Source organism: Spongiibacter thalassae (assembly GCF_012272835.1).
GTDB classification, from domain to species: Bacteria; Pseudomonadota; Gammaproteobacteria; order Pseudomonadales; family Spongiibacteraceae; genus Spongiibacter; species Spongiibacter thalassae.
Genome location: NZ_JAAWWK010000004.1, coordinates 345,146 through 358,623 on the forward strand (window position 1 = coordinate 345,146; position 13,478 = coordinate 358,623).

Here is a 13,478-nt window from a genome sequence, read left to right on the forward strand (position 1 = left end):
CACGTTGTTTATCCACAGGATTCCTGTTCGGACCGTGTGGGTAGCCCTTGGATGAAATGTGGATAAGTTGGCCTGTTTTTTTCGGCTGTGGGTAAGGCCCAAGTTAATGACGGGTTTTACACAGGCTGGGGAGAATTCATACCGTAGTTGTTAAGGCCACATTTTTGGGGGAAAAGCGAATATTTTGGGAAAGCAGAGCGGTTTATTTGGGGTCAAGAGCCAGTAATTGGCCTATTTTCCCGTGGAGGCCCTGTAAGGAGACCGGCTTGCTCAAAAAGGCGTCCATACCGGCTTGGGTGCAGCGCAGCTGGTCTTCCTGATGGGTATTGGCGGAGAGTCCAATGATAGGGGTGGTGAGGCCGAGCTGGTCGCGTATCTGCTTGCTGGCCTCAAGGCCGTCCATAATAGGCATTTGCACGTCCATAAGAATGACGTCGACAGGGTGCTCTTGGAGTGCATGCAGAGCCTCTTCCCCGTTGTTCGCGCTGATGGCGAACATTCCCCACTTCTTGAGGCTGCGGATCACCAGCATCTGGTTGATGGGGTTGTCCTCTACGACCAGCGCACTGAGTCCATCAAGGGCGTATTGGGGAGGCGGCGTGTCGTCCAGGCCAGTGTCCTTTTGCTGATAGGGACAGCGCCAGCTTAAGGTGAAAGTAGAGCCTTCACCCAGGACACTGTTCAACACCAAATCTGCTGACATCAGTTCGCTGAGGCGTTTGACAATGGCTAGCCCCAGTCCGGAGCCGCCATAGCGGCGAACAGTGGAGCTGTCGGCCTGTCGAAAGCTGTCAAAAATATAGCTTTTTTGCGCCTCGGATATTCCAATGCCGGTATCAGTCACCGAGAGGGATAGTTCGCAGTTCTGCTGATCCACGGCGTGGCCGTCGAGAATGATCGAGACTTTGCCTTCGTGGGTAAATTTAATGGCATTTGAGCACAGGTTAATCAGTATCTGCCGAAGTCGGGTTTCATCACCGAGAACGTCAACGCTGCGAAGAAAGGACGCGCAGGTATAAGTGAGTTCAATATTCTTGCGTTTTGCTTCCAGCTCCTGGGTGGGGATAATCTGACGAATAAGCCCGTCTATGCTGAAATAGCGCTGTTCCAGTTCGAGGTTGCCCTTTTCAATTTTGGAATAATCGAGGATATCGTTGACGATCTCCAACAGGTGTTCGCTGGAACTGCGGGCGATGTCGAGATAGTCCTTCTGTTCACTGTTGAGGTCGGTGCCTGCAAGCAGTTGTAACATGCCTATGGCGCCGTTCATGGGCGTGCGTAATTCGTGGGTCATTGTTGCCAGGAAGAGGCTTTTCGCCTGACTCGCCTGTTCTGCATCTGCCTTGGCGATTTGAAGTTCGCTCAAATGGCGATTCAGCGCGTTGCTTTGTTCTTCTATCGACTCCGCCATTTTATTGATGTGCTTTTGCAGCTCACCGAGTTCGCCGGAGTGACGGGTTTGTATACGACTGCTGAGATGCCCGCGGGCGAGTTGCCGAGTCACCTGCTGTACCTCTTGCAGAGGCTTTGACAGATTTTTACTGATGTACCAGGCCAGAGCAATACCCAGTAAAAAGGCAACGCCGCCGATAAAACTGGACACAACGAAAATTTGTGATTGGAGCGTATGGAGGCGGTTATTGGAAATTTCCAGTTCAAGTTTTCCCAGGGCCCTCGGCGGGTGTGATTGCAGAATTTCACCGGTGATGGTGTCACGCAGTGGAATACTGCTCTGGGTGATTTCCTGCTGTACCAAAGTCGTCGAATCATAGTTGTGATCAGTGTAAGCCACTGACACCGTTTGATTATCGCGGGTGGTGATTTTTATACTGACGATGTCTTTGTTAAGTGCGCTTTTGATGATTTCGTGCAGCTGTTCCTTATTGTTGGAAATCAGCGCGAGCTCACTCAGCGAAGCAATATTCTGGGCGATTTTATAGGCAATATCGAGCTGGTTTTCCTTGGCATCGTGTAAACGGCTCGCAATGGAATAACCAAAAAGCGCGAGGAATAAAATGATCATAGGCGCCAGGCTTACCAACAATATTTGCTGGAAAAGACTGTTTGAAAATTTCCTTTTAATCATTTTTTTCACGCAGCATAAATTTCTTCAGAGCCTCTTCGCCAGGCAGGTTTAGGCCAAGGGATTCCGCAACGTTGTAATTCACTTTTACGTCAAACTCCTGTGGGTAGTGCGGCGCGGAAAGTGTGTCTGTGCCGATATAAGTGTGAATCATATCCCGTAGCGCTGTCGCATAGTGCTCAGTCTGGGAGACGACAGAAGCGACAGCGCCGGCCGTGACGAAACTCTCGCTAGGGCCAATCAACGGTGAACGATGCCGAAGACTTGCCAGTAAAATGCCACGAATACTTTGTGCGTTGTACAGTTCGCGCTCGGGTGTCGCCAGTAAAAAATGACTGTCCTGTATCGCCTTGTTTATTTGACGCTGTGCGTTATGAAGGTCAACTTTGGCAGTAATAAAATCGAAATTTTGAAAATTTGATTTCGATTTCTCCAGCTCTTCCTGATAATAATTATCCATAAACACTACGCCAATTCGTGCGGCACTTCCCTTTACCAAGGCGTTGATAAGTTCGAGCTGTCGGCGTAGAGGTTGTCCTGAGAAAATCGCGCTGCTTTTTGCATTGTGGTGTTTGCGGTAGGCGATCACGTCGGCGTAGAGCGCGATGCTGGCGCGGTAGTTGTTATTATCCAGCAACGGAAGTAAGTGGTCGGAAACGACCACGAGTATGTCGCCGCGCTGGGAAGGTTCAGGCAGGGAATTTTCGTATTCCCTGACGTTAAATTCGGCCTTATTGCTGATTTTTTTTACCAGTGTTGTTAACGCCGAATTTTTTGTGGGCAATACAATATCGACCGTGACTTTGCTGTCATCGGCGGTGGCGTTGCTGAAAGTGCTTAATAGCATTATCAGCATTATTCCGTATGTAATGTATTTCAAGAGGCTAGTCCTTGCCGCTCATAATGGGTTGCCGCTGTTCAGTAACGTAGGCTCAGTGAGACCAGATGTCTCGACGCATCGTTGTAGAAGTTGTCTGAAAGCAGTTCACTATTATTGTCGTGCCGGTAATACCATACGTAGGCCAGCTCGATGTCTGTTTTGGCGAAAGTAAACTGTTTGGCGATTCTGGTATCTGAGCGTGAAAACGTATTCCTGTTTCTGGTTTCCGTATTTTCGGTGTAATAGCGAGAGTAGGAAATTTGTATGTTGTTGCCGAATTCGTAACTGATTAACGCACTGGCGGCATTTTTTGAGGTGAAACTGGCTTCTGTATGCGGCGAGCTGGTATCAGAGTTGATATATGAGTAACTTGCGTGCACCAGCCATTGTGGAGAGGGCCTGAAGTCGATTTCGGTTTCGACACCGCGCTGCTTTAGCCAGTCGCCATTTTTCGGGTTAAATCGCTCTAGTGAAACAGGATCGGAAATCAGTCGGGTGAATTTGTCATTAAAGATTTTGACGTCCCATTGCAGTCCTAGTTCAATAAAATTTCCGTAATAGCCGGCTTCTCGGGATTGGATGTTCTCGGCTTTCAGGTTCGGGTTTCCACTGGCGTGAAGAATAAATTTTCCGGTCTCTTTGCCCTCTTCTCGCGGGCGAATATTTCTCGCGGTATAGGTCCAGTCGGCAGAGGTTTCAAAGAGATCAGGGCTGCGCACCGCTTCTGAATATACTGCCCTGAGGCTGTGCCGAGGGGTGATATGAAAATGCAGTGAGGCGCGGGGGGACAGATGGTTTTGTTCGTTGTCGTCACGCTCCCAGGACGCACCAATATTGGCGGTGATGCGGTCTGAGGCGGCGTATTCCGCATTGGCGAATAGCTGATAACTTTCGCTGCTGACTGTACCGTTATAGTAGGTTTCGGAGTGCACTCTGTTGTTTCTGATATGAAACCCACTCACTGTGGATAAGGCGTGGTTCCATACCAGTGTGTCCTGGAACTCGACATCGTAGCTGAACTGGGTAATGTCTTCGTTGGCGTCAACCAGGACCAGCGGAGAACTGTGCTCCGGCTGATTGACAAAGGCTGGTGGGAGCTGGGCTGTCCACCGGCGCCGTTGTACCTGACGGGAATAGTCGACGCGTAACTGCTGGCTGTGTTCGGAGCTGTATTCCCAGGCGAGTTTGGTGGTAAAAAAATAGTCTTTTACATAGTCGTCCGGGGCGGTTACGTCGATATCAGCGAAATCATCGGTGGTTTCTCCCTGTTTGTAACCCGCGCTGATATTCAGGCCGACGTCGTCGGTGAGGAAGCGCTCGTAACGGAGATTGAATAACTCGCTGTTGTCGCTGTCGCGGCGGTCTGCGCCGTTCCTGTCGTGATCGAAACCCTCATCCCGACGGCTGACGGCGGTAATTCGGTATTTGCCACCTTCAAAGTCGCCGGCGTGACTGAGTAAATAATCCTCGGTGCTGCCGCTGCCTTGTTGAGCCTTTACATAGAGTCGATCGCTGTCGTCGGGATGTCGGGTAATAATGTTTATCACGCCCAGAAAAGCGTTGGCGCCATAGCTGGCTGTTGATGGGCCGCGAACTATTTCAATTCGTTGAATGTCTTCAATCGCCAGGGGAATATCGTTCCAGTCTACGGTGGCCAGACCAGCCTGGTACACGCTGCGGCCGTCAATAAGAACCTGCATACGCCGCGAGTCCCGGTAGTTGGTGCCGTGATAGCTGACTACGTGGTTCCAACCGTCTCTGGCGCCGACAAAGGTGCCGGGAATCAGCCTGAACAATTCCGGGATGCGCCGTATTCCTGAGGCGGCGATCATATGCCGGTCGATAATACTGACACTGGCGGGCACATTGTGACGACTTTGCTTGAGGCGAGCGGGGGTGAGAACAACAGGAAGTGCGTCGTCCTGCCATAACTCAGCCTGTGTCGGGGCACAAAGGGCAAGGCTTATAACTAATGTACTAGAGCTGACGATAGGTTTGGTTTTGCGCATTTTTCTGCCTTTCAGTGTAAGCATCTGTAGTTATAGTCCCTGCTGCGCTTTTTTTATAGCGGTGCCAGGGAATTTCCGTGTTTTTGTCGGACGGAGGGAGATAGGGAAGTGTAGCGCGGGACGATTGCTCGGGGGATCGTTATTTACCGATACAAAAGCTTGAGAAAATACGTCCCAGCAGGTCGTCGGAGGTAAAACTGCCGGTGATTTCGGCAAGGCTCTGTTGGGCGAGACGAAGTTCTTCTGCCAATAATTCGCCAGCCATATTGGCGCGGAGCTGGTATTCACCCTGGTCGAGATGGTGTTGAGCCTGGTGAAGGGCTTCGATGTGGCGCCGCCGAGCGATAAATGGGCTGTCGCTCTCGTCAAAGCCGACGCACTCTTTCAGGTGCGTTCGCAGCAGATCGATGCCCTGCTCCTGCTTCGCGCTAAGGGTTAGCGTGGGAATGTCGCTGTTGTTATAGGCGACGGGCCTTTGGCTGATATCACATTTATTCAGGATCAGACTGAGCTTGCCCTGCTTGGCAAAGTGGCTGAATTCCTCAGGGATAGGCTGCGAGGCTTCGCCGTTGTCGAGGCTGCTGTCGACGATAAGTAGCACTCTGTCTGCCTTATCAATTTCCTGCCAGGCGCGACGTATACCTTCCTGTTCTACGGGGTCATCGCTGTCGCGAAGTCCGGCGGTATCAATGACGTGAAGGGGCATGCCGTCGATCAGGATATTTTCTCTCAGCACATCCCTTGTTGTGCCAGCGATATCGGTAACAATGGCCGACTCCCGCCCTGCCAGCGCATTCAGCAGACTGGATTTTCCTGCATTGGGCTTGCCGGCGATTACCACGGTCATACCCTCTCGGAGCAGGCTACCCTGTTTGGCAGACTGGCTTACGCGCTGCAATTGTTGCTGGATTTCCTTAAGTTGGTTGGCGACGTGGCTGTCACTGATAAAGTCGATTTCTTCTTCAGGAAAGTCGATAGCGGCTTCAACATAAATGCGCAGGGTGGTGACTGCTTCAACCAGTGCGTCGATCTCGCGACTGAAGGCACCATCCAAAGAGCGCATGGCTTGTCGGGCCGCTTGCTCAGATGCGCTGTCGATGAGGTCGGCAATCGCCTCGGCTTGGGCAAGGTCGATTTTATTATTCAAAAAGGCGCGTTCGGAAAACTCGCCGGGACGGGCCATGCGGGCGCCAGCGCGAATAACGGCTTTCAGCAGGCGATCCATTATCACTGGGCCGCCGTGGCCTTGCAGTTCAACGACATCTTCGCCGGTAAAGGAGTTTGGGCCGGGAAAATACAGGGCGATACCCTGATCGATGAGGTCCCGTTGACTGCCCTCACCCTCAGCAAAGTAGCTGAATAGTGCCCGTCGTGGTGTCGGGCTGCTGTCGAGCAGAGATTCGGCTATTTGCAGGCTTTTGCTGCCGGAGATACGAAGAATACCGACACCGCCCTTCCCTGGCGGTGTCGCAATAGCGGTGATCGTATCCTGATGGCTCATCGTCGCTGCCTAGCGTGTAGGCAGGCCAGTTTTTTCGATCCGCTTGGTGATGATGTACTGCTGAACAATGGACAAACTATTGTTGACCACCCAGTACAGCACCAGACCTGCGGGGAAGAACAGGAAGAAGAAGGTGAAGATCACAGGCATCCACTGCATTACCTTGGCCTGCATTGGGTCAGGTGGCGGCGGGTTCAGCTTTTGTTGGATAAACATCGATACGCCCATAATCAGGGGCAGCACGAAGTAGGGATCCATAGCCGATAGATCTTCTATCCACAGCATAAAGGGCGCATGACGCAGTTCAACGCTTTCCATCAATACCCAGTACAAGGCGATGAACACCGGCATTTGCACCAGCATTGGCAAACAGCCGCCAACCGGGTTGATCTTCTCTTTTTTGTACAGCTCCATCATCGCTTGGGATTGTTTCTGGCGATCGTCGGCGTAGCGTTCCTTGAGCTCAACCAGCTTGGGTTGGACCTTGCGCATATTGGCCATAGAGGTGAAGGCCTTGGCGTTGAGCTGGAAAAACGCAGCCTTGACCAGAATGGTTACACCAATAATCGACCAGCCCCAGTTGCCAATGACGCTGTGAAGCTTGGTTAGCAACCAGAACAGTGGCTGGGCGATCCACCACAGCCAGCCGTAGTCCACGGTCAGCTCCAGGCCGGGGGAGATTTCTTCCAGTTTGTATTGGTCTTTGGGGCCAATATAAACGGCGGTAGCAATTTTTCCGGTCTCGCCGGCGGGAATCTGCTTTTCCGAAGAGGTGAAGCGCGCAATGTTCATTCCCTGACGGGTAACCACGGTGCTGTAGCTATTTGTAGCGTCTTGCTCCGGTACCCAGGCAGAAAGGAAGTAGTGCTGGATAACCGCAATCCAACCACCTTCCATTTTTTGCTTCAGGGGCTTGTCCTTCATTTTTTCAAAGGCCAGTTTGTTGTAGCGGTCTTCCGGGCTGGAATAGGCGACACCAATAAAGGGTTTCATCGCGAACATACCGTCGTCGGTGACGCCGGGGTCCTTGCTGTTGTCCCGTTTAAGTTGGCCGAACAAACTGGCGCTGAACACCTTGTCGCTGCGGTTATTAATCAAATATTCAATACGCGTCAGGTACTCCCCGCGTTTCAGGGTATAGCGCTTGATAATGTCGATCTGGTCGTTGTAGCGGTAGTGGAGGTCGGCGACGACTTCATCGCTCCCTTCCTGCAGAAGGTAACGCTCGTTGTTCGCGCTGAATAAAGGGCGACCATCGGCGGTATCAGTGGCGTTTTTGCCGATTAATCCGCTCTGTGCCACAAAGCGACGCTGGTCATTGTTTTCCAAAAGAACGAAGGGCTTTTTGGAATCCAGTTCAGCGAGATATTTGGACATTTCGGCCCTGACAATGTCGCCACCTTCCAGATCGATCTTAAGATCGAGAACATCGTTGCGCAGGTGAATGAAGCGGCCGCTGGTAGTGGAGGTCGGTGCGTCAAAGGCGGTGTTATCGACGCCACCTTCTGCGCGGGGTAGATCATCACCCGAGTCGAGTGGCGCAGAGCGGTCTTCGTCTACTTTTACGGCAGTAGCCAGTGGCGCGGAGGATTCAATATCAAAATTTCGCCACTCGATCAGCAGCATAAAGGACAGTGCTGCGATAGCGGCGATAAGGAGATAACGCTGAATATCAATCATTGCTTTGCGGCCTTGATAGAATTGGGCGGATACTGGCTGTGTTTGCAGGGCGGAACAGGGTCATAGCCACCGGCATTGAATGGATGGCAACGACAGATTCGATGCAGGCTGAGCAGGCCACCACGGATGGCGCCGTGCTGGGATAGTGCGTCGATAGCGTAGTGGGAACAACTGGGGTAGAAACGGCAGCTCGGTGCCATCAGGGGACTGATGCACAAACGGTAGAATTTTATGCAGGCAATAAGTAGGCGCTGCAAGGATCAGCCCTCTTGCTTCTTAAAACGTTTCTCGGCGCGTTTTTCAAGTTGGTGCCAGAGCTGCTTGCAAGTGCTGTGCAGGGCTTGGTTATCCAGCTGATCTACACCGCGCCTGGCCAGCACAATGACATCGATGCCTTTTAAATGCCCCTGTTGCATTCGGAATGTTTCCCGAACAATACGCTTGATACGGTTGCGTTGAACAGCCAGGCGTACATTCTTCTTGGCGATGACCAAGCCGAGTCTCGGGCGGTCAATGCCATTGCTGTGAGCGAGAAACAATAACTCGGGTGTTGAGACTTTCAGGCGAGACTGGTCGAACACCGCCTGATAGTCCCCGGCATTAAGTAGTCGCAGTGATTTATCAAAACTGTAATCCACCGCAATACCGGGCACTGGTCAGCAAGAATTAGGCAGACAGTTCGGCGCGGCCTTTTGCACGACGACGGTTGATGATCTTACGACCGTTTTTGGTGGCCATACGAGCACGGAAACCGTGGGTGCGCGCGCGTTTCAGGTTGCTGGGTTGGAATGTTCTTTTCATGATCTCGTCCGTTCACGTTGTCGGATAAATTGGCGATAGCGCCGACTTTGCCGCAGTGTCTGCTGGCAAAGCACTGAAAATCGGATCGCGAATTTTAGTGTAAGGCCTATCTAATAGCAACGATTATCTGGTCAAAGCCATCGGGCCAATACTTTTTCTCAATTGGCGATACGCCGCGAAGATTTAGGGGTGTACTGGAACATGTGTCGTAAGCTATCGCCTGCTGTTTTTGGTAAGGCATAGGCTATCGTAACAGCTTGTCCATAACTTATTCACAGCTTGGTTGTGCAGTTATCAACAGGTTTTTGGGTTGCTGGTATAAAAACAAGGTTTAAAGTTAATATGTCTTTGAAAGAATTATGTTTTTTTAGGAAGTGCTGACAGATATTTATGTGGATAACTAATGCGCCGGGGAGTATTATTGCCGGCTTAACAATATATTCGTCGCGCTATTCCGCAGATATTCAGGCGTGGCTCAGTCGTATTGCGGCATTTCTAATTAATCTGTGAAATAAAGGGGGAGGTATTTTGTCTGAAGCGACGTGGCAGAAATGTGTGGCACACCTTCAGGAGGAGCTTCCGTCTCAGCATTTTATTACCTGGATACGGCCGCTGAAAATCGACGCCGGTGAGGGTTGGATAAATCTGCTGGCACCGAATCGTTTCGTTCGAGACTGGGTTCAGGACCGCTATTTTGCACGGATAAAAGAGCTGGTTGGTGAGTTGTCTGCAGAGGTTGGTGGTACGGAAGTACAGTTACTGATCGCAGAGCGGCAGCAGCGCGCTCAGGCACAATCAACAAGAGCCAACGCCAGTGCGCCGGCAGCGGTGATGGCGCGGGAGTCTGTTCATGTTTCCGCCGAGGCGTCCAGGGACGTTGAGCTGAGCCAGCAACTCCCATTGGACACCGGTAGTGAGCCGGTCTCCCCCCCTTCGGCCCCAGGTCAGATTGTGTCGGCCAATGGTCAGATCGTGTCGTCCTCGCCGCAGCAGGGCAATCGGCAAGTTGAAGTCGAAGGCGGTATTCGTCACCAAAGTTCTTTGATGGATAACTATACCTTCGAAACCTTTGTGGAAGGTAAGTCGAACCAATTGGCCAGAGCAGCGGCGAGTCAGGTCGCAGAAAACCCCGGTCGAGCGTACAACCCATTGTTTTTGTACGGCGGTGTGGGCTTGGGGAAAACCCACTTGATGCATGCCGTAGGTAATTCACTGGTGCAGCAGAACCCGAATGCTAGGGTGGTTTATCTCCACTCCGAGCGTTTCGTGGCGGATATGGTGAAGGCGCTGCAGTTAAATGCCATTAACGAGTTCAAGCGCTACTACCGCTCGGTAGATGCCCTGTTAATTGATGATATTCAGTTTTTCTCCGGTAAGGAGCGATCTCAGGAAGAGTTTTTCCACACCTTCAATGCCCTGTTGGAAGGTGGTCAGCAGATGATTTTGACCTGCGACCGCTACCCTAAGGAAATAAAGGGTCTGGAAGAGCGCCTGAAGTCCCGCTTTGGCTGGGGTTTGACCGTGGCGGTTGAGCCACCTGAGTTGGAAACACGGGTTGCTATACTGCTTAAGAAGGCGGAGCAGGAAAAAATACCCCTTCCCTCAGATGCCGCATTTTTTATCGCGCAACGGGTGCGCTCAAATGTGCGCGAATTGGAAGGTGTGCTAAAGCGCGTTATTGCCAGTTCCAGATTTATGGCCCGTCCTATCGACATTCCTTTGGTAAAGGAGTCGCTAAAGGATCTATTGGCCCTTCAGGATAAGCAGGTCAGTCTGGATAATATTCAGCGGACTGTCGCCGAATATTACAAAATCAAGATTTCAGATTTAATGTCCAAGCGGCGAAGTCGCTCCGTTGCCAGGCCGCGCCAGCTGGCAATGGCCCTGTCCAAGGAATTAACCAATCACAGTCTTCCAGAAATAGGTGAGGGATTCGGAGGGCGGGATCACACAACCGTATTGCATGCCTGCCGTAAAATAAAGGAGTTGCGAGACTCCGATGCGGATATCAGAGAAGACTACAAGAATTTGATACGACTGCTGACAACATAATGTTTTTAGGGCGGTTTTTATACTAAAGTGGTAGTTGTTCGAATGCCGATAAAAGTGGAATAGTTGATCGGTATTTACTGCCTTAGCGACCTAGACTACGGGAACCAAATCAATGAAATTTTCTATTTCGCGGGAAGCGTTAATCAAGCCCCTGAACCTGGTGGCTGGAGTTGTCGAGCGCCGACAAACGCTGCCCATTCTTGCTAATGTACAACTGGTTTTGGAAGGCTCTCAGTTGTCGCTGACAGGCACTGATTTGGAAGTAGAGTTGATTGGCCGCGTGGCGGTAGATCCTGATGGCAAGTTGGAAGCGGGTGAAATCACCGTGCCGGCCAAGAAACTGGTCGATATCTGCAAGGCGCTTCCGGAATCAGCGTTAGTGGAAATCAGTCAAAACGACCAGAAACTTATCCTTAAATCCGGTCGCAGCCGCTTTCAGTTGGCCACACTGCCGGCCAATGATTTCCCCAGTATTGAGCAGGGGCACGGCGGACAGCGTCTGACAGTCAAACAGGGTGATTTAAAACGCCTTATCGACAAGACCAGCTTTGCGATGGCCCAGCAGGATGTTCGCTACTATCTCAACGGTATGCTGTTTGAGGTCGACGCAGAGACGCTAAGGGTCGTGGCAACCGATGGTCACCGGCTGGCTTTGGCGAGTTTGGTGGGAGACTTTTCCGAGAGTTCAGCTGCACAGGTGATTTTACCGCGCAAAGGGGTTATCGAGCTTTCACGACTGTTGATTAGCGAAAATGAGTCAGTGGAATTGTATATTGGTAATAACCATATTCGTGTAGTCACCAGTGAGTTTACTTTTACGTCGAAACTCATTGATGGGAAATTTCCCGACTACCAGCGGGTCTTGCCCCGTGGCAGCAATAAGACAGTACTTGGCGCAAGGGCGGATTTGAAGCAAGCCTTTGCGCGGACAGCAATTCTGTCCAATGAGAAATACCGTGGTATTCGGTTGGTGCTCTCCAGTGGTAGCCTGCAGATCGTGGCTAACAACCCGGAGCAGGAAGAAGCTGAAGAAACCGTAGGGGTTGATTATGAAGGTGACCGCCTGGAAATCGGTTTTAACGTCAGTTATCTGTTGGACGTTTTGTCGGCCTTGAGTGGGGAAACAGTCAAGTTCAGTTTGTCGGACTCCAATAGCTCGGCCTTGGTTGAAGAGGCTGAGTCCAGCGATTGCCAGTACGTTGTTATGCCAATGAGGCTATAAGTCGCTTTGGCGCGCTTTCCAGAAATAAGTTTATTCAAAACGGCCGCCTATCCAGAGCGGCCGTTTTTACTCTTATATCGCTTTATCCCTCTACCCTCCTCCTCTCACTTATGCACCTAGATTCCTTGCACATTCAAGGTTTGCGTAATTTCGAATCACAGGATTTTCGGGATTTCGGCTTGCTCAATTTTTTCCACGGAATAAATGGCAGTGGCAAGACGTCAGTACTGGAGGCGATACATATGCTGTCGCTGACTCGCTCATTTCGCTCCAGGAAAATAGCGAATGTAATTAATTTTAAAGCTGATCATGTGCTTTTGCGGGCGGCCCTTCGGCCTCCATCAGGCGATGGATGTAAAAGCAGTCTGGGCATCCGTCGAGGTCGGGATAAAACCTTGCTGGTAAAGTATGGTGGGGAACGCTTGCGCAGCTATGTTGATATGGCTGGGTTGCTGCCAGTGCAGCTGATTAACCCGGATAGCTTTCAGCTGCTGGAGGGTGCTCCCTCAGTGCGCCGCCAGTTTCTCGATTGGTCAGTGTTCCACGTGAAACATTTTGGTTTTTATGAAGATTGGTCACGTTACCGTAGGGCCCTGCAACAGCGTAATAGTTTGCTCAGACGTGGTAAACTAGACGACTCCCTCTTCATGCCTTGGGAGTTGGAGTTGGCGTCCACAGGCGCCCGCATAAGTGCGTTCAGGCGCAAGCAGTTCGGCGAGATTTGTGCGGAGTTCAGTGGTATATATCAACGACTTTGCGGGGCGGTGCCCAACGAAAGCGGCGATACGCTAGAGCTGGAGCAGACCTTTATCAGTGGACTGCCGGATGGAAACAGCGACTCTGAAGAAGGTTTTTTACAGTCGCTGATAGAAAGTCGTCAGCAGGATTTTCGACAGGGGTTCACTCGAGTGGGGCCTCACCGCGCGGATATAAAAATTCGTTGCAATAAATTGTTAGCGGCGGATGTGCTTTCCCGCGGACAAGTAAAAACCTTTGTTTGTGCATTGAAGCTAGCCCAGGTAAAGGTGTTGCAGAATTACGGTCTCAATCCGTTGTTGTTGATCGACGATCTGCCCGCAGAGCTGGATCGCTATAGATGTGCGGCAATTTTCAAAGAGGTAGATGCGTTGGGTTGCCAGCTATTCGCAACTTCAATACATGAGGCAGACTTGTCGGATGAGTGGTTGAGGAATGGTGCCTCGCCTAAAAGGTTTCACGTGGAACACTAATCGAGTTCCATAGACGCGATT

Annotated in this window: 11 protein-coding genes; 3 read left to right on the forward strand and 8 right to left on the reverse strand. The window is 51.2% G+C overall.

The features are described 5' to 3' along the window. Positions 1–202 precede the first annotated feature (202 nt). From HCU74_RS12830 to rpmH, 8 genes are all read right to left on the reverse strand, one after another. Complete coding sequence (locus tag HCU74_RS12830; RefSeq protein ID WP_168450810.1) at positions 203–2,023, reverse strand: response regulator; 1,821 nt, start codon at positions 2,021–2,023, stop codon at positions 203–205. A 55-nt stretch (positions 2,024–2,078) separates the two neighbouring features. Then, a complete protein-coding gene (locus HCU74_RS12835; protein WP_168450811.1) occupies positions 2,079–2,747 on the reverse strand; it encodes a type 1 periplasmic-binding domain-containing protein in 669 nt (222 codons plus the stop codon). Between the two features lie 254 nt (positions 2,748–3,001). Further along, positions 3,002–4,996 (reverse strand): TonB-dependent receptor plug domain-containing protein, encoded by a 1,995-nt coding sequence (locus HCU74_RS12840; RefSeq protein ID WP_168450812.1) that lies wholly within the window; start codon positions 4,994–4,996, stop codon positions 3,002–3,004. A gap of 115 nt (positions 4,997–5,111) precedes the next feature. Continuing rightward, a complete protein-coding gene (mnmE, locus tag HCU74_RS12845; RefSeq protein ID WP_168450813.1) occupies positions 5,112–6,473 on the reverse strand; it encodes a tRNA uridine-5-carboxymethylaminomethyl(34) synthesis GTPase MnmE in 1,362 nt (453 codons plus the stop codon). Positions 6,474–6,482: 9 nt separating this feature from the next. Next, positions 6,483–8,153 carry a membrane protein insertase YidC gene (yidC, locus tag HCU74_RS12850; RefSeq protein WP_210425266.1) on the reverse strand — a complete coding sequence of 557 codons (1,671 nt, stop codon included), beginning with the start codon at positions 8,151–8,153 and terminating at the stop codon, positions 6,483–6,485. After that, the gene (gene yidD, locus HCU74_RS12855) at positions 8,150–8,410 is read right to left on the reverse strand and encodes a membrane protein insertion efficiency factor YidD (RefSeq protein WP_168450814.1); all 261 of its coding nucleotides are present in this window, start codon (positions 8,408–8,410) and stop codon (positions 8,150–8,152) included. Before yidD ends, yidC begins: the two co-directional genes overlap by 4 nt. A gap of 3 nt (positions 8,411–8,413) precedes the next feature. Beyond that, the gene (rnpA, locus tag HCU74_RS12860) at positions 8,414–8,791 is read right to left on the reverse strand and encodes a ribonuclease P protein component (RefSeq protein ID WP_168450815.1); all 378 of its coding nucleotides are present in this window, start codon (positions 8,789–8,791) and stop codon (positions 8,414–8,416) included. Positions 8,792–8,819: 28 nt separating this feature from the next. Beyond that, the gene (gene rpmH / locus HCU74_RS12865; protein WP_168450816.1) at positions 8,820–8,954 is read right to left on the reverse strand and encodes a 50S ribosomal protein L34; all 135 of its coding nucleotides are present in this window, start codon (positions 8,952–8,954) and stop codon (positions 8,820–8,822) included. A gap of 528 nt (positions 8,955–9,482) precedes the next feature. On the opposite strand from rpmH, the gene dnaA reads away from it, so the two are divergent. The 3 genes from dnaA to recF all read left to right on the forward strand — a co-directional run bounded on the left by dnaA (position 9,483) and on the right by recF (position 13,457). After that, positions 9,483–11,006, forward strand: coding sequence for a chromosomal replication initiator protein DnaA (gene dnaA / locus HCU74_RS12870; RefSeq protein ID WP_168450817.1), 1,524 nt, complete (start codon positions 9,483–9,485; stop codon positions 11,004–11,006). A gap of 112 nt (positions 11,007–11,118) precedes the next feature. Continuing rightward, on the forward strand, positions 11,119–12,228 hold the full coding sequence (gene dnaN / locus HCU74_RS12875; protein ID WP_168450818.1) for a DNA polymerase III subunit beta: 1,110 nt from the start codon (positions 11,119–11,121) through the stop codon (positions 12,226–12,228). Further along, a complete protein-coding gene (gene recF, locus HCU74_RS12880; RefSeq protein WP_168450819.1) occupies positions 12,195–13,457 on the forward strand; it encodes a DNA replication/repair protein RecF in 1,263 nt (420 codons plus the stop codon). Before dnaN ends, recF begins: the two co-directional genes overlap by 34 nt. The last annotated feature ends 21 nt before the right edge of the window (positions 13,458–13,478 follow it).

Coding starts and splice junctions, on each gene's coding strand:
- HCU74_RS12830 (WP_168450810.1), bottom strand. CDS start 2,023: ATGATCATTTTATTCCTCGCGCTTTTTGGTTATTCCATTGCGAGCCGT.
- mnmE (WP_168450813.1), bottom strand. CDS start 6,473: ATGAGCCATCAGGATACGATCACCGCTATTGCGACACCGCCAGGGAAG.
- yidC (WP_210425266.1), bottom strand. CDS start 8,153: ATGATTGATATTCAGCGTTATCTCCTTATCGCCGCTATCGCAGCACTG.
- rpmH (WP_168450816.1), bottom strand. CDS start 8,954: ATGAAAAGAACATTCCAACCCAGCAACCTGAAACGCGCGCGCACCCAC.
- HCU74_RS12840 (WP_168450812.1), bottom strand. CDS start 4,996: ATGCTTACACTGAAAGGCAGAAAAATGCGCAAAACCAAACCTATCGTC.
- dnaN (WP_168450818.1), top strand. CDS start 11,119: ATGAAATTTTCTATTTCGCGGGAAGCGTTAATCAAGCCCCTGAACCTG.